The 22,410-nt window shown below is 61.1% G+C and carries 16 protein-coding genes; 8 read left to right on the top strand and 8 right to left on the bottom strand.

What is annotated here, in order from left to right:
• Positions 1-7: 7 nt before the first annotated feature.
• Entirely contained in the window at positions 8-781 is a 774-nt protein-coding gene (locus FF098_RS17910) for a helix-turn-helix domain-containing protein (protein ID WP_155137034.1), read from the bottom strand.
• A 201-nt stretch (positions 782-982) separates the two neighbouring features.
• On the opposite strand from FF098_RS17910, the gene FF098_RS02735 reads away from it, so the two are divergent.
• Complete coding sequence (locus FF098_RS02735; protein WP_155137031.1) at positions 983-2,602, top strand: alpha-glucosidase; 1,620 nt, start codon at positions 983-985, stop codon at positions 2,600-2,602.
• 32 nt (positions 2,603-2,634) lie between these two features.
• Here the strand turns inward: FF098_RS02735 and FF098_RS02730 are convergent, their stop codons facing one another.
• Entirely contained in the window at positions 2,635-3,729 is a 1,095-nt protein-coding gene (locus FF098_RS02730) for an aldose epimerase family protein (RefSeq protein ID WP_155137028.1), read from the bottom strand.
• 73 nt (positions 3,730-3,802) lie between these two features.
• Complete coding sequence (locus tag FF098_RS02725; RefSeq protein ID WP_155137025.1) at positions 3,803-5,374, bottom strand: sodium/sugar symporter; 1,572 nt, start codon at positions 5,372-5,374, stop codon at positions 3,803-3,805.
• Between the two features lie 286 nt (positions 5,375-5,660).
• On the opposite strand from FF098_RS02725, the gene FF098_RS02720 reads away from it, so the two are divergent.
• From FF098_RS02720 to FF098_RS02710, 3 genes are read left to right on the top strand one after another with little or no spacing between them, the layout of a single operon-like run.
• Positions 5,661-7,058, top strand: a complete 1,398-nt coding sequence (locus FF098_RS02720; RefSeq protein WP_166426283.1) for a TolC family protein — start codon at positions 5,661-5,663, stop codon at positions 7,056-7,058.
• Positions 7,058-8,341: an efflux RND transporter periplasmic adaptor subunit gene (locus FF098_RS02715; protein WP_155137019.1), complete on the top strand. Its 1,284-nt coding sequence runs from the start codon at positions 7,058-7,060 to the stop codon at positions 8,339-8,341. The genes FF098_RS02720 and FF098_RS02715 overlap by 1 nt, the downstream gene beginning before the upstream one ends.
• A gap of 35 nt (positions 8,342-8,376) precedes the next feature.
• Positions 8,377-11,574, top strand: a complete 3,198-nt coding sequence (locus FF098_RS02710) for an efflux RND transporter permease subunit (RefSeq protein ID WP_155137016.1) — start codon at positions 8,377-8,379, stop codon at positions 11,572-11,574.
• A 6-nt stretch (positions 11,575-11,580) separates the two neighbouring features.
• On the opposite strand, the gene FF098_RS02705 is transcribed toward FF098_RS02710, so the two are convergent.
• Entirely contained in the window at positions 11,581-12,396 is an 816-nt protein-coding gene (locus tag FF098_RS02705; RefSeq protein ID WP_155137013.1) for a sterol desaturase family protein, read from the bottom strand.
• A 46-nt stretch (positions 12,397-12,442) separates the two neighbouring features.
• Here FF098_RS02705 and crtY point away from each other — a divergent pair, with 46 nt between their 5' ends.
• From crtY to FF098_RS02690, 3 genes are read left to right on the top strand one after another with little or no spacing between them, the layout of a single operon-like run.
• A complete protein-coding gene (gene crtY, locus FF098_RS02700) occupies positions 12,443-13,651 on the top strand; it encodes a lycopene beta-cyclase CrtY (RefSeq protein ID WP_155137010.1) in 1,209 nt (402 codons plus the stop codon).
• Positions 13,652-13,655: 4 nt separating this feature from the next.
• Complete coding sequence (locus tag FF098_RS02695) at positions 13,656-15,176, top strand: phytoene desaturase (RefSeq protein ID WP_155137007.1); 1,521 nt, start codon at positions 13,656-13,658, stop codon at positions 15,174-15,176.
• A gap of 4 nt (positions 15,177-15,180) precedes the next feature.
• Positions 15,181-16,149, top strand: a complete 969-nt coding sequence (locus FF098_RS02690; RefSeq protein ID WP_155137004.1) for a phytoene/squalene synthase family protein — start codon at positions 15,181-15,183, stop codon at positions 16,147-16,149.
• Here the strand turns inward: FF098_RS02690 and FF098_RS02685 are convergent, their stop codons facing one another.
• From FF098_RS02685 to FF098_RS02675, 3 genes are read right to left on the bottom strand one after another with little or no spacing between them, the layout of a single operon-like run.
• Positions 16,150-17,322, bottom strand: a complete 1,173-nt coding sequence (locus FF098_RS02685) for an ABC transporter permease (RefSeq protein ID WP_155137001.1) — start codon at positions 17,320-17,322, stop codon at positions 16,150-16,152. It lies immediately after the preceding gene.
• Complete coding sequence (locus FF098_RS02680; protein WP_166426282.1) at positions 17,322-18,278, bottom strand: ABC transporter ATP-binding protein; 957 nt, start codon at positions 18,276-18,278, stop codon at positions 17,322-17,324. The genes FF098_RS02685 and FF098_RS02680 overlap by 1 nt, the downstream gene beginning before the upstream one ends.
• A gap of 10 nt (positions 18,279-18,288) precedes the next feature.
• Positions 18,289-19,221 carry a polyprenyl synthetase family protein gene (locus tag FF098_RS02675; RefSeq protein ID WP_155136995.1) on the bottom strand — a complete coding sequence of 311 codons (933 nt, stop codon included), beginning with the start codon at positions 19,219-19,221 and terminating at the stop codon, positions 18,289-18,291.
• 126 nt (positions 19,222-19,347) lie between these two features.
• Here FF098_RS02675 and fni point away from each other — a divergent pair, with 126 nt between their 5' ends.
• Positions 19,348-20,394, top strand: a complete 1,047-nt coding sequence (gene fni / locus FF098_RS02670; RefSeq protein WP_166426281.1) for a type 2 isopentenyl-diphosphate Delta-isomerase — start codon at positions 19,348-19,350, stop codon at positions 20,392-20,394.
• 209 nt (positions 20,395-20,603) lie between these two features.
• Here the strand turns inward: fni and FF098_RS02665 are convergent, their stop codons facing one another.
• The gene (locus FF098_RS02665) at positions 20,604-22,400 is read right to left on the bottom strand and encodes an acyl-CoA dehydrogenase (RefSeq protein WP_155136992.1); all 1,797 of its coding nucleotides are present in this window, start codon (positions 22,398-22,400) and stop codon (positions 20,604-20,606) included.
• Positions 22,401-22,410: the final 10 nt, after the last annotated feature.

Below are 22,410 nucleotides of genomic sequence, written 5' to 3'. Positions count from 1 at the left end.
ACGGACATCAGGCAAGGCCCAGATGACGAATGCTGCTCAGATAATCAGTCACTAGACGCTGGGACGATCCGAAAACATGTCGGAATTCCCGGCTCATATGCGACTGGTCGGAGAAGCCGCTCTGCCCAGAAGCCGAAGCTGGCGTACCTTTACCCAGCACAATGCAGGCACAGGCATGGCGCACGCGGCGCAGCCGTGAAAACTCCTTGGCTGTCAATCCGACCTGATACAGGAACCGGCGCCGCAACTGACGTTCGCCAAGGGGCGCTGCCTCTGCAAGGGTTTTCAGGACAACATCGCCCTGTTCCGCGACGATATGGTCGCAATAGTCACGCACCGGGGCATCAATAGGATCTGCCTGGTGCATCAGCCTCGCCACGACCTGACCAAGCAGATCCAGCCCATCGTCGGCTGAAAGGCCGTATTTCAGTTCTGCGCCCAAGGCTTCGGATAGATCAGGAAACGCCTCGGCCATCGGCAGGATCTGGCCTGCCAGTGTGCGGATGTTTCGCCGCAACATACTGCCGGCAACACCTGCGCGTAGCCGCAGCCCACAATAGACAGCCCCCGGCATTACCGGCCGACGATAGGCCAGCACGGACGGCCCGACAATGGCGAGCATTGGCGGCATGCCAGGCAGGATTGCACAGGACAGGGAAATCGTCCCGTCAGGAACTATAACATGCTCGAGCGCCTGCACTTCCTCGTCAATCTCAAACACCCAGCGATTCTCCACCCAATCCGACAATTCATCTGATGGTGGAAACTCCCTATACTGCATGGTGCCCCTCTCCCTTTTAACCCGCTTGAGAGCATACAGAAACTTGATGGACAGCCTACGCTAATCCCGCACGCATTACGAGGCTGACAGCGCATCTACTAGACTGCATATAGTGAGCTGTTTTGGAGGCATCGCGAGCTATTGCGTGACGACGCCCTCGCTTGGATGTAAGACTCAGAGCCTGAGGAGAACCGACCGATCATGGATATTTCTGATACTTCCGTCGATAAGACCGATATCTGGTGGCGCGGTGCGGTCATCTATCAAATCTATCCTCGCAGCTATCTCGACACGACCGGGGACGGTATCGGTGACTTGCGGGGGTGCATCGAGAAGCTCGACTATATCGCGTCACTTGGCGTAGATGGCATTTGGCTATCGCCCTTCTTCACCTCACCCATGGATGATTTCGGTTATGACGTCGCAGATTATCGTGATGTAGATCCGATGTTCGGCACCCTCGCCGATTTTGACGAGCTCGTCGAAAAGGCCCATGGCCTTGGTCTGAAAATCATCATCGACCAGGTTTATTCGCATACGTCCGATCAACATGACTGGTTCAGGGAAAGTCGGCAGTCGCGCGAAAACGACAAGGCGGACTGGTATGTCTGGGCTGATCCCAGGCCTGATGGTTCGCCGCCCAACAACTGGCAATCGGTTTTCGGTGGCGCTTCCTGGGAGTGGGATGCGAGACGGCGGCAATATTACCTGCATAATTTCCTGAAATCCCAACCTGACCTGAACCTGCATAATCCGGTAGTACAGGATGCGCTTCTGGACGTTGCCCGCTTCTGGCTGGACCGCGGCGTTGATGGCTTCAGACTGGATGCCCTGAATTTCGGTATGCATGACCAGCAATTACGGGATAACCCGCCCGCTCGTGTCTTTCACCGTCCGCCGACCCGGCCATTCGACTTTCAGGATCATGTCTTTTCCAAGTCACGCCCGGAAATTACCGGTTTCCTCGAGCGCATACGTGAGCTGACGGATCTGTATGACGGCATTTTCACCGTCGCCGAGATCGCCGGCGATGAATCTCTCGCCGAGATGAAGATGTATACGGAAGGGGCGGCTCGCCTCAACTCTGCCTACAGTTTCGAATATCTCTATGCAAAAACACTGAGTGCAGATCTTGTTCGCACCAAGACAATAGAGTGGCGAGAGAGCGATGGCTGGCCGTCCTGGGCATTCTCTAACCATGATGCACCACGTGCTGTCTCACGCTGGGCCGGTACAGTCCCGGTAGAGAATTACACCCGGTTTGCCATGCTTCTTCTCATGAGCCTGCGTGGCAATGCTTTCCTGTATCAGGGTGAGGAGCTGGGTCTTGTACAGGCTGACGTCCCCTTTGAACGGCTGCAAGACCCAGAAGCGATCATCAACTGGCCGGAAACGCTGGGCCGCGATGGCGCCCGCACGCCGGTGCCGTGGGACAGCGCCAAGCTCCACGCTGGCTTCTCGACAGCCGAGCCTTGGCTGCCCGTTGATCCAGCCCATATTCCGTGTGCTGTCAATGAGCAGGACACCGATCAGGATTCCATGCTGAACTTCACCCGGCAGCTCATAGCGAGGCGCAAGTCATCCCCGGCCCTGCATCACGGGTCGATCCGGTTCCTGGAGACCCCGTCCGACATCGTTGCCTTCATTCGCAGCACCGATAAGGGGGATGACAGGCTGTGCGTCTTCAACCCCTCATCCAGTATGGTCGAATGGCAGGCGGCCCCAAGCTGGTCGATCGACATCGCCGTCAATATTGTCAACGACATCTCCCCGCCAGAAAAATTGCCTCCGGCAGCCGGGTACATCGCACGTCGCAGCTGATGCATTAGCGCGGCCATTATGCCCATGGCCTGCTATCGATGCTTCTTGATAACGCCGAAACGGTAGATCGTCTGCGAACGCAGCGTCTCGCCGCGCTTCAGGGTCGTCGAGGGGAAATCCGGCTTGTTCGGTGAATCCGGAAAATGCTGGGTCTCGAGGCAGAAGCCGGTCCGCTTGCCGAACACAACGCCCTTACCGCGATAGCTGTCATCGAGGAAATTGCCGGAGTAGAACTGCACGCCCGGCTCTGTCGTCAGCACTTCCATCCGCCGTCCGGATGTCGGCTCTTCCACCACTGCAGCCAGTTCCAGACCTCTACCCTTCCGGTTCAGGACGAAATTGTGGTCGTAGCCACCGCCATAGGAGAGCTGCTCGCCATCGGCATCGATTTCCTCGCCAATCGGGCGCATATGGCGGAAATCGAAGGGCGTATCCTTCACGGATGCCAGGTCGCCCGTGGGGATTTGCCTGTCATCGGTCGGGGTATAGCGGTCAGCCTCCAGCCTTAGCAGGTGACCCGTGATCTCCGATCCGAGATCACCTGACAGGTTGAAATATGCGTGCTGGGTCAGGGCGACGGGCGTCGCCTTGTCAGTTGTCGCCTTGTAATCGATCGACAACTCGTCATTGTCCGACAGGAAATAGGTGACAGTCACGCTCAGCGTACCCGGGAAGCCTTCATCCCCGTCGGGACTGATATGGGTCAGGGTCAGGCCCTGACCGTTCTCGGCAACGAACGGGACAGCATCCCAGACGATGCCATGAAAACCGGTATTACCGCCATGCAGCGTGTTCTCGCCCTGACTTTTGACCAGCTCATAGGTCTGCCCGTTCAGCGTAAAGCTGGCCCCGCCGATGCGGTTGCCATAGCGCCCGATCAGCGCGCCGAAATAAGGCGAGTGGTCGATGTAATCCTGCAGATTGTCATAGCCTAGAACGACATCCTCGAACCTGCCCTTGGCGTCGGGCGCATAGAGATGGGTCAGGATGCCACCATAATTGGTGATCTTCGCCATCATCCCCGTCTTGTTGGTCAGGGTATAGAGGAAAACCTCCCTGCCCTCAGTCTCGCCGAACGGCTCGACGATCACTGACTTTGCCGAAGCGGACGTCGTTTCATCTACCATATAACGGAAATCTCCTGCCCGGTTCTGGTGAAAATCACGGGCGACACTGGTGCGCCGCCCGCCTTTTCAATGCTTACCACCACACGGCGTATAGCACGATCAGGATGATCGTCACGATGACGGCGCCGATATTGAAGCCGGGGCCGGTCTTGAAGGAGATGTCGCCGAGGCGCACCACCTTGTCCTCGCCATCCGGCTTCTGCAGGTAGGACACCAGCATGCCGAGGCCGAGGCACAACAGGAAGACAAAGCCGACGCGGTTCATGAACGGCATGTCGGGGAACATCATCGGCCAGGCGAAGGACAGGACGCCCGAGGCGATTACGGCTGCAAGGCCGCCGATCTCCGTTGCCCGCTTCCAGAACATGCCAAGGAAGAAGATCGCACACACGCCCGGCGTCACGAAGCCGGTCCAGTTCTGGATGTTCTGGAACACCTGGCCCGATGCACCAAGCAGCGGCTGGGCGAGGAACACAGCGATGACGAGCGCGGTGAAAGACGCGATCCGCCCGATCATCACGAGGCGCTTCTCCGGTGCATCTTTCGCCAGCAGCGGCTTGTAGAGGTCCATGGTAAAGATCGTCGAGATCGAGTTCATCATCGAGCCGACGGATGAGACTATTGCCGCGACCAGCGCCGCGAAGATCAGCCCGCGAATGCCGACAGGGGCATAGGTCATCATGGTCGGATAGGCCTGGTCAGGCTTGCCGATATCCGGCGCCAGCATGACGGCGGCGATACCCGGAATGACGACGATGAACGGCACGATCAGCTTCAGGAAGGCCGCGAACAGGACGCCGCGCTGGGCTTCCTTGATGTCCCTGGCGCCGAGGGCGCGCTGGATGATGTACTGGTTGAAGCCCCAGTAGGACAGGTTCATGATCCACATGCCGCCGATCAGCACGCCGATGCCCGGCAGGTTCTGGAAGTCCTCGGGCCGTGTCTCGCGATCGATGATCATGTCGAAGCGTTCCGGCAGGTCGGTGACCAGCGTGTTGAAGCCGGCAATGGCGCCGGCATCCCCGCCCAGCTCGCCGAGCACGATCCAGGTGATCAGCGCGCCGCCGAAGATCAGCAGCACGACCTGGATGATGTCGGTCAGCGCCACGGCTTTCAGCCCGCCATAGATGGAGTACGCTGCGGCGAACGCAGCGAGTGCCAGCATGCCGTTGAACATCGACAGATCCGTCAGCGTGTTGATCGCCGTCGCGCCCAGCCACAGCACCGTCGTCAGGTTCACCACCGTGTAGAGGACGAGCCAGAACACCGACATGACATATTTGACCGAGGACCCGAACCGGCTCTCCAGGAATTGCGGCATGGTATAGATGCCGCGCTTGAGGAAGATCGGCAGGAAGAACTTGCCCACGATGATCAGCGTGATCGCCGCCATCCACTCATAGGAGGCGATGGCCATGCCGATGGCAAAGCCGGAGCCCGACATGCCGATGATCTGCTCGGCAGAAATGTTCGCCGCGATCAGCGAGGCGCCGATCGCCCACCACGGCAGCGCCTTGCCCGCGAGGAAGTAGTCCTCGGTATTCTTCTCGTGGCCTGCCTTCTCGCGCGAGACCCATGTGGCGATGCCGATCAGCGCCAGCGCATAGCCGGCAACGATAATGAGATCGATTATTTCAAGAGACATACGGACTGCCCTCCCATATATGGCGGCTTTGCTGCCGCCCTGTTCTTTAGCTTGTCAGGAGCCTGTTTCGCCCGAATCCGTCGCCATGGGAAAGAATTTCTGCGGTTTTTACTCGTAAAAGCCGATTTTATCGACCAATGCCGTTATCACGCCACACCTGGAATGATGATCCGGCAGTGGAAGTGCACAGCCAAAAGCCATTCATCCATTCTTCTTTTCAGTTCAATTGTTTGTGAGCAATCCGTCATTAAAGGCCTGTATGCATTTCTGGTATATATACGACAACATGAAGAGATTTTTTGCCACCACCGCGCTTGCAGGCATGGGCTTGAGCATCGCGGCGTGCACGTCTGTGCCGCCTGCCGATGACCTTGTGCCTGATGCAGGCCTGTATGCATTTCCGGCAGCCGCTGAAGACGGGGTAACCGCTGAAGCCCCGCTCGCCCAGACCAGCACATGGTATGAAACAGCGGTATCGCCGGATCTGGCGACCCTGCTCGGGATCGCGGCCGAACAGAACCCTGCTATTCGCATCCAGGCAAAACGCGTCGAACAGGCAGAAGCCAATCTCCAGTCTGCTGAAGCGAACCGTTGGATCGACGTCGTGCTGACAGGCAGCGGCAGCGCCGAATACGATCTCGACACGAATGACAGTTCCGACTCCCAGCGTGCTTCCCTCGGGCTGGACCTGCCGCTCGATGTCACCGGACGCCTGCGCACGCTGCGCAATGCCGCCCGTTACAATCTGTATACAAGCCTCGCGACTTATGATCAGACGCGCAATACGGCGCTGCGTGACCTGTCGCTGAATGTTGTCAACGCTTCTGAGGCTTCCTTGCTCTATCGCCTGATCGAAGAGCAGATCGAGACCAGCCGCACGTTGCTCCAACTAACGGAATTGCGCTTTGCACAGGGCCAGGCTTCAATCGTGGACGTGCTGCAGCAGCGTGACCAGATCGCGTCGCTTGAACAGCAATTGCCGCCATTGCGGGCAAACCGCGTCACAGCGATCGACGCGATTGCAACTGCCACCGGTACGCCGCCGGCTGAAGACGACATGCCTGCCCTTCTTGCCGACATTCCCGATATCACGCCGGTCGCTACCTGGCCGCAGGCAAACACGCTGCTGGACACGCGCCCGGACCTGCGGGCATCCGTCTATGCCCTGCAGGCCGACAACGCGGCCTATACCGCCGCCATTCTCAATCGCCTGCCTTCATTCAATCTTTCGGGCTCGGCTGTCTCTTCCCTCGTCTCCGGCAATGCCAGCGAGTTCGTGACGGCGACCGTATCCGGCGCGCTGACCGTCTTTGACAGCGGGGCAAAGGATGCGGCAATCGATTTCAGCCGCGCCCAGTATGAAGAAAGCGGCATTCTGCTGCTTCAGGACTGGCTCGATGCGCTTGCCGAGATAAATGGGTTGATAAGCCAGGAAAACGAAGGGCTGGAGAATATCCGCCTGACTGAAGAGCGGCTCGAGACATCGCGCCAGCTGCTGGAATCGGCCCGCCGCCGATACCGCCAGGGCGCCAGTGATTACCTGCCCGTTCTCAACGCCCTCAGCTCGATCCAGACACAGGAACGCCGTCTGATCAATCTGAAGGCAGAACAGGCACGAATTCGCATCAGGCTGCATGCCGCCATCGGCCTGCCTGCAGAGACAATGACCGAGAGGACGATTTGATGACCGGGGATCAACAACAGGGCTCTGACAAGAAGAAAAGCCGCTTCAGGCTGATGACGGTTTTTCCGGTGGTGCTCGCCTGTGGCTTCGCAGTCGCGATCTTTTTCCTGTATGCCACCCAGCCGCGCACACAGATGCAGCGGCCGGAAGCCAGAAAGCCGGTCGTCGAAGCCATGGCGCTGGAAAGCGTCAATCGCGACGTCACGACGACGGCACAGGGCGTTGTCGCACCAGCCAACGGCACCGTGGAATTGCGCGCCCAGGTCGGCGGCGATGTCATCGCGACCCATCCGCAATTCAAGCCGGGCGGCTATATCCCCGCTGGTGAGACGATCCTGCAGATCGACCGCACCGACTACGAACTGGCCCTGGCAGATGCCCGGGCTGCCCTTAATCAGGCAAAAGCTGCGGTCGACATCGAAAAAGGCCAGCAGCGCATCGCCGAAGCGGAATTCGAGTTGCTTGAAGGCGATATCGAGTTCGACACTGCCTCCCGCGCCCTTGCCCTACGCCAGCCGCAGCTGCAGCGCGTCGAGGCTGACTATGAAGCGGCTCTTTCCGCGGTGGACCGGGCGCAACTGAACCTGCGCCGCACCTCGCTGAGCCTGCCTTATGACGTGGTTGTTCTCGGCGTGGACGCCATAGATGGCGAATATCTGGGTGCCCGCGAAATCGCCGGCACCCTGGCCCGGGCAGACGAGTTCTGGGTCGAACTACGTGTTCGTCATGACGTTCTTGGCAGGCTGGAGACGCGTAGCGCCGATGGCACCGGCTCGGATGTACGCATCACTCTGAACGGGACGGAGTATCCGGGCGAAGTCATCCGCATACGGGCTGATGTATCCCAGGAAACCCGCCTTGGCGGGGTCTATGTCGGCATCGACGATCCCCTGTCCATGCGCCCGGAGAATGACGACCGTCCGCCCTTGCTGATCGGCTCCTATGTGGCGGCCCGCCTTCAGGCTGGCAGTGTCGATGATGTGATCGTCATGCCGCGCCGTGCCCTGCAGGACAACAACATGGTCTATGTCGCCACTGCCGAAGACCGTCTCGACATCCGTCCTGTGCAGATCGCCTGGGAACTGGATGACCAGGTCCTCGTCCGTCCGACCTTCGAGACCGGTGACCGGATCATTACGAGCCGGGTATCGGGCATTGCTCCGGGCACGGAACTGAGGGTGCGCATCAATGATGCCGAGACCGGCGGCACTGGCGAGGTTTCGGCTGTTGATACAGCAGGCGACAGCGGCGTTGGTGCCAGCGCAACAAGCGGCAGTAACTAGACACAAACGACGAGACGATCAGCGGAGAACAACCCATGGCGGAAACCAGCGGCGCGCCGGCAAGCAAGACCAGACACGGCTTTGTCGGATGGATGGCGGACAACCATGTCGCGGCCAACCTGCTGATGCTCGCGCTCGTTCTGGGCGGCATCTATTCGATGATGAATGTGCCAAAGGAAATCTTTCCTACCTTTGCGCCGAACTCCGTCGCCGTGTCCGTCTCCTATCCCGGCGCCAGCCCAGAGGAAGTCGAGGAAGGCATTGTTTTGCCAATCGAGGCTGAATTGCGCGCCATCAGCGATATCACCGAGATCAATTCCACCGCCAGCGAGGGCTATGGCCAGGTTACGGCAGAGCTGGTCGAAGGCGCCAGCATCGACCGCGCCCTTCAGGATATTCGCAGTGCCGTCGACCGCATCACATCGTTCCCGGACGATATTGAACCGCCGCGTGTTCGCTATAACCAGTGGACCCGTTCCGTCGTCGAACTGGGCATCACCGGCGATATCTCCGAACAGGCGATGTATGACCTGACCCAGCGCGTGCGCGATGAACTTCTGATGATCGAGGGCGTTTCCGGCGTCAATATCAGCGGCCTGAGGGAACCGGAAATCTCCATCGAGATATCCCAGCGCCAGCTGCGCGCCCTTGGCCTGACCCTGACTGATGTAGCGTCCATCGTCCGCAGCTCCGCACGCGATGTCCCAGCTGGCGGTTTCGAGACCAATGAAGGCGAATATCTGCTACGCACGGAAGGCCGCAAGGAACGAGGCCTGGAATTTGCCGAAATTCCGCTGAAGAGCGATGATGACGGCTCCGTCGTGCGCCTGAAGGACGTCGCCAATATAAATGATGGCTTCACCGAGGCATGGCGTTTTTATCGCTTCAACGGCCAGCCGGGTGTGCGCCTTTTCGTAACCCAGGCAGAAGGCGGCAACCCGGTCGACCTCGCTACACGGGTCAAGGAATATCTTGATGGCGTCAATGCCTCCCTGCCCGAAGCCGTTTCCATCCAGGTAACGGACGATGACTCCGAGAACTATTCCGACCGCGCCAAATTGCTGATCGGCAATGGTGTCGGCGGCCTTCTGCTCGTGATCATAACCCTTGGCCTGTTCCTGAACCTGCGACTTGCTTTCTGGGTATCGGTCTCGATCCCCGTCGTGATGATCGGCTCTTTCGTGTTGCTCTGGCCGACAGGACAGACACTCAACATCCTGACGATGATGACATTCATCCTGACGCTCGGCATCGTCGTCGACGACGCGATCATTGTCGGGGAAAATATCTACGCCAAGGCGCAACAGGGTCTGTCGACCCATGATGCCGTGCTTGAAGGCGTGAAGGAAATGGTCGTCCCGGTCACCTTTGCTGTCCTGACCAATATTATCGCCTTCATCCCGCTGATGTTCATTCCCGGCGAAACCGGCCAGTTCATGAAGGCGCTGCCGATCGTGGCGTGTACGATCTTTGTCGTTTCGCTCGTTGAATCCCTGCTGGTCCTGCCCTCCCACCTCAATGGCAAGGCATCGCTTGCCGGTGGCAATCAGGCGAAAAGCACGAACATGACATGGCGCCGTGTCGGCCTGTTCCGCCAGCGTGTTGCCCGCACCATGGATGATCTTCGCGATACTCATTACCGCAACGGCCTTGTCTGGGCGCTGAAACATCCTGCCAGCATCATTGTCGGCTTCCTTGGTTTCGTCGCCGTCATCTTCGTCTGGTACTCGACCGACAGGATCGAGCTTGGCTGGTCGCCGCGCATCGCTTCAGACCGTGTCGATGGCGAGCTTGAAATGCCGACTGACGCAACGTTCGACGAAACGCTGGCTGTTGCCCTGCGTCTCGAGGCAGCGGGCCTGCGCGCCCTCGACCAGCTTGGTGGCCGCGACCAGATCGAAAGCTGGGAAGTCTCCTCCGGCTGGGGCGGCTATACCCAGGCCGATGTCACCTTCCAGCTTAAGCCTGAAAAGGAGCGCAGCTTCACTCAGGCCGAATTCACCAATCTCTGGCGTCAGGAAATGGGCGAAGTGCCCGAGGCCAAGATGCTGCAGTTCGAATTCGTGTCCGGCCCCGGTGCGGGCAAGGCGCTGCGCTTTGTCCTTTCCCATCCGGACGAGGACACACTTGAAACGGCCGCCCGGGAACTGGCAGACGGCATGGAGAATTTCGCTGGCGTGTTCGACGTTGCCGATGGCACGGCTGAGGGCAAACGCCAGCTGCGTTTCTCCCTCACGCCCGAGGGCCGCGCCCTGGGCCTGACCGAAGCTTCGCTCGGCCGACAGATCCGCGCGACCGGTTACGGCGCAGAGGCACTGCGCATGCTGCGCGATGGCAGCGAGGTACGGGTCTTCGCCCGCCTGCCGCGTGAAGAGCGCCAGTCCGTCAACAACCTGTCGGAATTCGTTGTCTTTGCGCCGGACGGGACGGAAATCCCGCTGCTGCAGGCCGCCGAGATCGAGAACACGCGCGCCTTTACCGATATCCGCCGCGAGAATGGCCAGCGCGTCATCCGCGTCACTGGCGGCGTGAACGAAAGCGTCACCTCCATCACCCTCGCCCGCCAGGGCATCGTCAACGGCCCGCTGCAGGACATCCTGTCGAAGTATCCTGGCCTGACGGCCGATGTCGATGCAGGCTTTGGCGGCCGCGGCGACCGCGACCGCGTCTTCGGTGCCATCTTCGCCGGGGTCGGCGGCATGCTGATTATCATCTATGCGATGATGGCTGCCCTGTTCCGCAACTACATTCAGGGCCTGATCGTGGTACTGACGATCCCCTTCTCCGCCAGCGCCGGCATCGCGGGTCATATCCTCATGGGCTACGACATGGCGGCAACTTCCGTTTTCGGCATGATCGCTCTGGGCGGTCTCGTGGTGAACGGATCGCTTGTCCTGACGACGCGCTTCAACGAGGCCCTGAAAGAGGGCATGCCGCTGCAGGAGGCGATCATCGAAGCCTCGATAAGCCGCTTCCGGCCTATCGTGCTGACATCCATCACGACCACTGTGGGCCTGATGCCGTTGCTGTTCGAGACGTCCGGCTCTGCCCGCTGGCTGGTGCCGATGGCGATCGCCCTGTCCTTCGGTACGGTATTCTCGACCTTCGTGACCCTGTTCCTGATCCCCGTGCTGCACGAGCTGCACCAGAAGGTCAGCAATGCACTGGCGAACAAGGCTGGAATTGGCGAGCCGGTCGAGGAAATCGATCCGGACAAGTTACTGGCTGAGTAAACCGATCTATTCGGCGGGCGCGGCTTCCGGCGTCTCGCCTTTTTGCGGCACCGCTTTTTTCCGCGTGGCTACTTCCATCGTATCGGTACCCATCACCTGGTCCCAGAACCGGAAATACAGCCCGTAATTCCACGAGAACCTTGTATGATGCAGGTTGTGATGTGTCGCCGTGATTAGCTGGCGGCCCGGCAGGGAGTTCATCCACCAGCGCGGGAAGATTTCCCAGCCCGCATGATTCGTGATGCCGACGACGGTCATCAGGGTCAGCAGGAACAGCACGACCCCGATATGGATCGGTATGAAGACAGCACACAGAGGCAGCAGCCATGCCGTGGTCAGTGCCTCCGTCGGATGGAAGGAGAAGCCAGTCCATGGCGTCGGCTGGATCGACTTGTGATGGGTGCGGTGCATCACCTCGAACAGCTTTGGATGATGCATCGCCCGATGGGTCCAGTAGAACCACGTGTCCTGAATGGCCATGTAGATGAAGGCACTGATCGGCAGATAGAGCCAGCCCCAGACACCCGCCGGCAAGCCGCCATAGATCGCCGTGCCATCGGCTTTCCACATTTCCAGCACGAAGGCGGCGGGTGCGGCATATATTAAGGCTGAGATCAGCGACATGACGATCTCGTGGCGCACCACATCGCGTTTCGGGCTGATCCGCGCCAGCTTCACCGCACTGACCTTCTCTTCCGGCCTGCCCCAGAGCAGCCAGTGAAACAGACCGGCAATGGCGACATAGCGCAGCTGGATGATCAGCGTCAGCCCGATATAGCTGACGAGAAATCCCGTGAGTGTGACAGCGCCCAAACTCTCCATGAAACTGTTCTAGCATGGCCCGGCGCCACAGGGTAAGACTGAAACCATGACTGACGGGCAGGATGTTCGCGACAACACGATTACCGCCGATGTCGCCCTCGCCGGCGGCGGCCTTGCCAATGGCCTGATCGCATGGCGGTTGGCGCAGGTCCGGCCTGACCTGAAAATACTGATTGTCGAGGCGGGGCAAACCCTTGGCGGTAACCACACCTGGTCGTTTCACGAGACAGATGTCACGCCAGACCAGCATGACTGGATGGCCCCCTTCATCGTTCACCGCTGGAACAACCAACAGGTCTCTTTTCCCGAACGGCAGCGGCGGCTGGAGACGGGCTATCGCTCGATCACTTCGGAACGGTTCGATGAAGTCCTCAGGTCCGCCCCCAATATAAGCGTAATCACCGGCACGCCGGTCGACTGGCTTTCGAATGATGTCATCGGCCTTACCGACGAGCGTCGCATCGAGGCACCGCTGGTGATCGACGGGCGCGGTTATTACCCCTCGCCACACCTGCAGCTCGGCTGGCAGAAATTCCTCGGCCAGCATGTGCGCCTCGAAAAACCCCACGGCCTGGACGCACCGGTGATCATGGATGCCGATATTCCGCAGGAAGGCGGCTATCGCTTCATCTATCTCCTGCCCTTTACCGACACGGAAGTGCTGATCGAAGACACTTACTACGCCGATGATGATGCGCTCGACACCGATGCCCTGCGCAGGCGCATCGCCACCTACGCCCAGAACCGAGGGTGGCAGATCGCCGAAGTGATCCGCGAGGAAGACGGCATCCTGCCGATCACCCTCGGCGGCGATATCGAGGCCTATTGGAGGGATTACGTGGAAGCGCCGCCATCGGGCCTGCGCGCCGCGCTGTTCCACCCTGTCACTGGCTATTCGCTGCCCGACGCCGTGCGCGTTGCCGACCTCATCGCCGCCCAGCCGAGCCTCAGAAGCAACGATATCGTCGATGCGATGCGAAGCTACGCCATCGAAAGCTGGCACTCCCAGCGCTTCTACCGCCTGCTCAACCGCATGCTGTTCTGGGCAGCAAAGCCGACCGAGCGCTACAAGGTGCTGCAGCGCTTCTACGGCCTGTCGCCCCGGCTGATCGAGCGTTTCTATGCCGGGCAGAACACGCTTGGCGACAAGATCCGCATCCTCGCAGGCAAACCGCCTGTGCCGATACACCGCGCCCTGCCCTGCCTTGCCGGACGCCACCCTGACGGTATATCCCCTGTGACAGAGAGGGCATGAAATTATGACGACAGCAGCAGTTATCGGCGGGGGCTTTGGCGGCCTCGCACTCGCCATCAGGCTCCAGGCCGCAGGCGTTCAGACCACCCTGATCGAGAAGCGCGACAAGCTCGGCGGACGCGCCTATGTCTACGAGCAGGACGGCTTCACTTTCGATGCCGGCCCGACTGTCATAACCGACCCGTCGGCGCTCGAAGAACTGTTCGATATCTCCGGCAAGAAACTGGCAGACTATGTCGAGCTGCGCTCGGTCGCGCCGCTCTATCGCCTGCACTGGGAAGATGGCTTCAGCTTCGATTATACGCAGGATTCAGAGACCCTCGAAGCGCAGATCGCAAAGAAATCCCCGGACGACATTGAGGGCTATCGCAAATTCTATCAGTACTCAGAGGAAGTTTTCCGAGAAGGCTACCTGAAACTCGGCCATGTGCCGTTCCTGAACTTCTGGTCCATGGTCCGCGCCGCACCGCAGCTGATGATGTTGCAGTCCTTCCGGTCGGTCTATGGCCGCGTGTCCGACTTCATCAAGGACCCGCATCTGCGCCAGGCCTTTTCCTTCCACACGCTGCTCGTCGGCGGTGACCCGTTCAAGACATCATCCATCTATGCGCTGATCCATGCGCTTGAGCGCAAATGGGGCGTCTATTTCCCCAAGGGCGGCACCGGCGCAATGATCGCAGGCATGGGCAGGTTGTTCGAGGATCTCGGCGGCACGATCCGCCTCGGCGATGCGGTCAGCGCCATCGAGGCTGACGGCGACACGGTCAAATCGGTAACGACCGAAAGCGGCTGGCGCGGCGAGTTCGATGCCATCGCGTCGAACGCCGACATCGTCCACACCTATGGCAAGCTGCTGGGCAAGTCGGAGCGCGGGCCACAACGAGCGAAACAACTGACCGGCATGCGCTTCTCCAACTCGCTGTTCGTGGCTTACTTCGGCCTGAAGAGGCGCCACGACAATATAGCCCATCACTCGATCCTGTTCGGCCCGCGCTATCGCGAGCTGATCTCGGAGATTTTCTCAGGCCCGACCCTGCCGGACGACTTCTCGCTCTACCTCCACCGCCCGACGGCGACGGACCCGGAACTTGCCCCCGATGGCTGCGACGGCTTCTATGTCCTCTCGCCCGTGCCGAACCTTGGCAAGGCGGAGATCGACTGGTCGGTCGTCGGACCTCAGTACCGGGACAAGATCTTCAAATATCTCGAAGAGCACTACCTGCCCGGCCTGACCGACGATCTCGTCACCCACCGCATCTTCACGCCGGACGATTTCGTCACCGAGCTGAACGCTCACCTCGGCTCTGCCTTCTCACTGGAGCCGGTGCTGACCCAGAGCGCCTATTTCCGCACCCACAACCGCGATGACAAAATCGGCAATCTCTACTTCGTCGGTGCTGGCACGCATCCGGGTGCGGGCATCCCCGGCGTTGTCGGTTCGGCCAAGGCGACGGCGAGCCTTATGCTGGAGGATTTCGGCATGGACCGCAGCAACGCACCCAAGCCTGCCAAAGGCGCTGCCTGATCAAATGGCAGGACAGGAGCGAAATCTCGCCGACCAGAGCCGAGACGCTATAGAACAGGGCTCGCGTAGCTTTGCCCTCGCCTCGCTGCTCTTCACGCCGGACATGCAGCGCGATGCGCACATGCTCTATGCGTGGTGCCGCCATTGCGACGATGTGATCGACGGCCAGAACTTGGGCTTTTTCGAAGGTGACCCGGCGGCACAGAACGATACGCCGGAGGCAATGCAAGCCCGCCTCGCCCATCTTCAGGTCCAGACCATCGCCGCCCTGAATGGCGAACCGGTGGAAGGGGTTGAATTCGCCGCCTTCCAGCAGGTGGCCCTCGCCCATGACATGCCGCACCAGCACCCCCTCGACCTGCTCGAAGGGTTTCGCATGGACGCGACGCATTATCAGTACACGACACTGCAGGATACGCTCGTCTATTGCTACCACGTCGCGGGTGTCGTCGGCGTGATGATGGCGATCATCATGGGTGTCGACCCGGACGACGAGGAAACGCTGCACCGCGCCGCCGATCTGGGCATCGCTTTCCAGTTGACGAATATTGCCCGCGACATTGTCGACGATGCAAAGATCGGCCGGGTCTATGTCCCCGCCGATTGGCTGGAGGGCGCGGGCATCCCCGGGACGCCGGCGGGCATTCTTGATGAGGCCAATCGCGACATGCTGGCTCAGGTCGCCCGCCGCCTGCTGAAGGAAGCAGACCGCTATTACGCATCCTCTGGCTACGGATTGCGCCGCCTGCCCTGGCGCGCCGCCGCCGCCGTTGCTGCCGCCCGTTCCGTCTATCGCGATATCGGCCGGCTGGTGCGCCAGCGCGGCCCCGCGGCATGGGACAGACGCGCCTCGACCTCCAAGCCTCGCAAGATCTGGTGCGCCGGCAAGGGGCTGACGCTGGCTGCAGGTGCCAGCTTCAACCGCCGCCGGGCGTTACCCGAACGCGGCGACCTCTGGACCAGGGTTCTCTGACTAGTAACGGTTTACCGCCAGCCGCGCGACGAGCATCCCGGCAATGCCGGTCAGCGCCAGCGCGACGCACCAGGGCAGGATGGTCGACACGTCCCCGCCACGAATGACCACGCCCGAAAACGCTTCGATCCCCCATGCATTCGGTGTCAGCCCGCCGATCTTCTGGAAGGTTTCCGGCATCAGGATGCGCGGCGCCATCGACCCGCCGAGTGCTGCCATCAGCAGGATCAGGATCGTGCCGATGGAATGGGCCTGCCGCCGTGTCTGGCACAGGGCGACGATGGCGAGCGTGATGCCAGCGGCAGCAAGCGCGCCGCACAGAACAATAACGAAAATCACCCAGAGATAGCTCAGCGCCGGCACATCAAAGGCGAGCCAGCCGAGGGCGAAGATGACTGCGCCCTGCACCAGCCCCTGCAGCGTCAGGAAGGCAAAGCTGCCATCGACGACCACAGCCGGGCCGCCGGGGCTGACCGCCAGCCGGTCGAAAATACCGCTCTCCCGGCTCTCGATCATCGTCAGCGCCCCCTGCAATGAAGACAGGAACACGAACAGCATGGCGACGGCAATGGCATAATAGCTGGCCGACGACACCGCCCCCGCCACCGGCGTGATCGTCACCGACGGGGCGCTGTCGCCAAGGTCGATATCGGCGGGGTCGAGTTCCGACAGCTGCTCGCCGATTGCCCGCTGCTGGTCCGGGGTAAAGGTGATGACCTCTTCCTGCAGGAAGGCGATCGCTTCCTGCAATCTTGTCTGGGGTGCATTCCGCCCGGCCATTTCCGCCACGGCGCCTTCAAGCATGCGCTCTGCAATACGGCGGCTGGGGTCTGAGACGATCTCGAACTCAAGCTTCTCATCCTCACCCACACGAACGATCAGACCCGCATCGGCCTGGCCCAGACGCACCGCCCGGCGAACCGGATCTTCGGTCGTCGCGGTGAGCACGATATCAAGACTTTCTATCCGCCCCATGCCGCTGGCGAAATAGCGGCCCATCTGCGTGTCCGGCACGGCAATCGCCGTCTTTACCGTCAAATCGCCGCTGGTGGTGTTGGCAAAGATCGACGCAAAGACTGCAAAGAAAATCGGCGGCAGGATGAACGCCATGGCGAGCGCGCTGCGGTCACGGAGCAGGTTCAGGAAAAGGGTACGGATAACGGCGAGACGCATCAGGCAATAGCCTTTTCGGCAACTGGTTCATGGGTCACGTGCCGGTAAACATCGGCAAGGCCCGGCTCCCGCACCGAAACGGCGCTGACCGGCGGCACGTCCTGCAGCATCATCAGCCTGTTGAGGATATCTTCGCTTGTCTCGCTCAATCCGTGCCAGCGACTTTGATCCTCCGGTACTGGCTCAAGCCCGAGTTGTTCCAGCGCGTCAGCACTCCCCGGTTCTATCGGCTCAGCGAACCGCGCCTCGACAATACGGCTGCGCCCGAAATGCTGCACCTTCAGAACGTCAAGCGAGCCTTCGGCAATCATGGTGCCAGCCTTCAGGATGCCCACGCGGTCGCACACGGCTTCGGCGAGCGCCATGTCATGGGTCGTCATCAGGATGGCATAGCCCTCTTCGCGCAGGCGACGGATCAGCGCGACGACGCCTTCCAGCGCCTTCACATCGACACCGACGGAAGGCTCATCGAGCAAGAGAAGCGCCGGGCGATGCATCACTGCCGCCGCGATATTCAGCCGCCGCCGCATGCCGCCGGACAATCGCCCCACGCGGGCACTCGCTTTGTCGCGCAGCTCCGTAAGGCTGAGCAGGTCATCGGCCCTCGCCTTGGCCTCACTACCGGACAGCCCGAACAGCTGGCCGAACACTTCGAGATTCTCCCGCGCCGTCAGATTGTCATAGAGCGCCAGGTGCTGGGGCACGAGACCGATATGGCCCCGCGCCTTTTGCTCCCGGCACGGATCATTACCAAGAACGGAAACGCTGCCCTGTCTCGGCGCCAGCCGTCCGGCGATGGTGCGGATCAGCGTCGTCTTGCCCGCGCCATTGGGGCCCAGCAGGGCGAGCACCTCGCCAGACTGCAGGGTCAGGTCGATACCGTTCAAGGTCTTCTGGCCGCGATAATGATGATGAACGCCGCTGACGGTAAGGGGCAGGTCTGTCGTGGACGTCATGAAAGCCTGTCTATTCCGCCGCGGTGCGGGCGAATTTCTCGTCGAACTTGCGGCTGATGAAGTCAGCGAGATCGGCGAGTGGCGCATCGCCGCCACCGGCGCGGCGGGCATGGCCGATGGCATCCTCGATATGCTGCTCGGCCATGGTGCGGGCACGGTCGAGACCATGCAGGCTGACGCTGGTCAGTTTGCCAGCATCGCGGCTCGTTGACTTGCCGGCTTCCGCATCGTCGACGATCTGGTCGAGCACATCGTCGAACGCCTGATAGGCAAGCCCGATGGAACGGGCATAGGCGCAGAGATGATCGGCGGTGCGCTCATCGGCGCCCGCGCATTCCGCACCGGACAGGACGGCGGCAACGAACAGGGCGCCGGTCTTGCAGTGATGCAATTCATCGAGGGTCGCAGCCTTGCGCGCGCCGGCCGACATGGGCTGGCTCATTTCCTGTTCGAGATCGAGCGCCTGGCCGTTGACGAGCCCGGCCCAACCGATGGAGGCGCTGAGAATGTCGACCAGCCGCGTCTTCTGGCCATTGCTGAGCTGGCCATCCCGCGCGATGACCCCGAACGCGCCGTTCATCAGCCCGATCCCGGCCAGGATCGCCACGTCTTCGCCGAAAGCGACATGGGTCGACGGCACACCGCGCCTGAGCGCCGCGTCGTCCATCGCCGGCAGGTCATCGAAAATGAGCGAGGCCGTATGCACCATTTCCACCGCACAAGCGGCATCGAGGGCATCTTCCTCCAGCCCGCCGCACTGGCGCGCCGCCAGCATGGTCATGATCGCGCGCAGGCGCTTTGCCGGGGAAAGCAGCGAGTGACGCGCCGCACGGGCAGGCCCACCCTGATCCGGCACCAGATCGGCAAGCCGCGTCTCGGTCACGCTCTTCAGGCGGGCGAAATCCGCTTCTGTCAGACCGTGATGTTCCGGCGCGAAAGCCATGATACCTCTCCGGGAGCCTGCACCCCCTCACCCAATAGCCCCACGATACGCGAACAACGGATTGATTGGCAACGCCATTGGTGCAAGGCTCTTTAAAGATCTGGCAGACAGGAGCGCCGCAGCGCCGTGAGTGAAATTCAGTCGCGAAAACAGGACCATATCGACATCGTCCTCAACCGGGATGTCGGCTTTCCGGATGTCACGACGGGGTTCGAGAAATATCGATTCGATCATGTCGCCCTGCCGGAACTGGCGCTGGACGATGTCTCGCTGGAAACGCTTTTTCTCGGCCGCACTCTCGCCCTGCCATTTCTCATTTCTTCCATGACTGGCGGACCGGACAAGGCCGAGCAAATCAACCGCAACCTGGCCGAGGCGGCGGCGGAGCTGAAGATCGCCTTCGCCGTCGGCTCCCAGCGCGTGGCACTGGAAAATGAAGGCGCTGGCGGGCTTGGCAAGACGCTGAGAGACTTGGCCGGCGCGATCCCGCTGATCGCCAATCTCGGTGCGGCCCAGATCAGGGGCGCCGACGGGCCGGACCTTGCCGCCCGCGCCGCCGACATGATCGGCGCTGATGCCGTGTTCATCCATCTGAACCCGCTGCAGGAGGCGGTGCAGACCGGCGGCGACACGGACTGGACCGGCGTGCTGTCCGCCATCGAGGCAATCGCAAAATCCGGCATCACCGTTGCGGTGAAGGAAGTCGGCTTTGGCATCAACGGCCGCGTCGCGAGGCAGCTGGCCGATGCAGGCGTGTCGATCATCGACGTCGCCGGGGCCGGCGGCACCAACTGGGCCCGGGTCGAGGCGGCACGGGTCAAGGAAGACGACAGGCACGCCTCGATCAAGGCGCAGGTCGGCGCTGCCTTCCGCAACTGGGGCATCCCAACGGCGGAAGCGCTGGTCGAGGCGGCTATGGTCGCACCCGACGCAACGCTGATCGCCTCCGGCGGCATTCGCGACGGCATAGAAGCAGCGATGGCAATCCGCCTCGGCGCGACACTGGCGGGCCAGGCCGCCCCGGCGCTCGCGCCCGCCCTTCAGGACCCGGAGAAAATCGTCGAACATTTCACCGTGCTCGGCGAACAACTGCGCACGGCGTGTTTCTGTACAGGGAGCAAGGACCTGGCGGCACTGCGCACGGCGCGCCTGCGTGGATTGGATGCGCCTTGAAAGAATTGCGGCGGGTGCCTCCCCTGACTTTATCTGTCAAGGATGCAACCGCTCCGCGGCGCGGGCCTCGCCCGCGTCCTTGACAGATAAAGTCAGGGAAGACAATTGCTCACCAAGCCTGTAAGGCAGATTCTGCCTTACAGGCATTGGCTGACAAGTGACGTACACGACGTTTCAAATCGCCTCGGCGCTTGAATGAAGGTGCAAACCTAAAACCACGCCTCATCCATCTCCATGCATGTCGTATCCAGCGTCGCCAAAAGCTCCAGCATCGGCGTGACCGAGGGCAATTCGTAGGCGAAGAAATAGCGGCAGGCCTGCAGCTTGCCGCGGTAGAAGTTCTGCTCGCCCGTGCCCGCCTCCATCGCCCGCGCCGCGACAATCGCCTGACGCAGCCAGATCCAAGCGACAACCACATGCCCGAAGGCATCGAGATAGATCGTGGCGTTGGCGAGATAGGCCTTCGGCCCGGCCTTGGCCGCCTGCCCCGCCATCTGCATTGTCGTGGCGGCAAGCTTTTCCCAATAGGCTTTCAGCGTATCGGCATGGGCCGCGACAGCCTCCAGCCCGCTTGCCTCATCCAGCGTCTTGCGGATTTCGGCGTCGAGCGCCTTCATCGCCGCGCCTTCCTTCATCACCACCTTGCGACCCAGCAGGTCCAAGCCCTGAATACCCTTCGTGCCCTCATGGATCGGGTTGAGACGATTGTCCCGGTACAGACGTTCGACCGGGTAATCGCGGGTATAGCCATAGCCGCCATGCACCTGGATCGCCTGGTCATTGGCGCGTGGGCCGAACTCCGACGGCCAGGACTTCATTACCGGTGTCAGCAGTTCCAGCAGCAGGTTGAGGTGCGCCTTCTCGGCTTCATCCTCTGCCGTCTTCTCATCATCGATCATGCGCGCGCCGGTCAGGCACAGAGCAACGGCGCCCTCGGCATAGGCCTTTTGCTGCAGCAGCATGCGCTTCACGTCCGCATGCTCGATGATCGGCACCATCGGATTTTCCGGGTTCTTGTCGTCCAGCGCCCTGCCCTGCTTGCGGTCCTTCGCATAGGCCAACGCGTGGAGATAGCCGGTATAGGCGGTCGATGCCGCGCCGAGGCCGACGGCGATGCGCGCCTCGTTCATCATGTGGAACATGGCGGCGAGCCCCATGCCCTCCTCGCCGACGAGCCAGCCTGTCGCGCCGCCCTTGTCACCAAAATTCAGCACGGTGTTGACGGTGGCGCGATTGCCCATCTTGTGGTTGAGCCCGGCGAGCACGACATCATTGCGCTCGCCCGGGTTTCCATCCGCATCGGGAATGAATTTCGGCACGATGTAGAGCGAGATACCCTTTACGCCCGCCGGGCCGCCCGGCACCTTGGCCAGCACCATGTGGACGATGTTTTCCGACAGGTCATGCTCGCCGCCGGAAATCCACATCTTGTTGCCGGTAATCTTGTAAGTCCCGTCCTCGCGCCGCTCGGCTTTCGTACGGATATCGGCGAGCGATGACCCCGCCTGCGGCTCGGACAGGCACATGGTACCGAACCATCGGCCCTCGATCATCGGCGTTGCGAACCGCGCGATCTGTTCGTCTGACCCATGGGCTATGATCAGCCGCGCGGCAGCGCCCGTCAGCATCATGTAGCCGGAAACATTGCCATTGGCCGCGCCCATGGTCGCGCCGACGCCCTGGGAGATCAGGTAAGGCAGCTGCAGCCCGCCGAGGTCTTCCGGAAAGCTCATGGCCGGGAAACCGGCCTCGACATAGGCGTCAAGCGCTTCCTTCGTTTCCTCCGGCAGGATGGTGCGGCCATTGTTGAAGACCGGCTCTTCCCGGTCGGTCAGCGCCGCGATCGGCTGGAAGACATTCTCCCCCAGCTTTTCAGCCGTCTCCATGATCTGGTCGAAGACCTCGCGCGAATGCTCCGCATAGAGCGGTTTTTGCGTCAGGCTTTCGGCATCCAGCATCTCATAGAGCAGGAAATCGAGATCGCGGCGCGAGATGATATTGGGCATCCAGACTACC

This window comes from Aquisalinus luteolus (genome assembly GCF_009712425.2).
GTDB classification, from domain to species: Bacteria; Pseudomonadota; Alphaproteobacteria; order Caulobacterales; family Parvularculaceae; genus Aquisalinus; species Aquisalinus luteolus.
The sequence above is the reverse complement of the archived record's forward strand: the minus strand, read 5'-3'. Positions and strand labels throughout refer to the sequence as shown.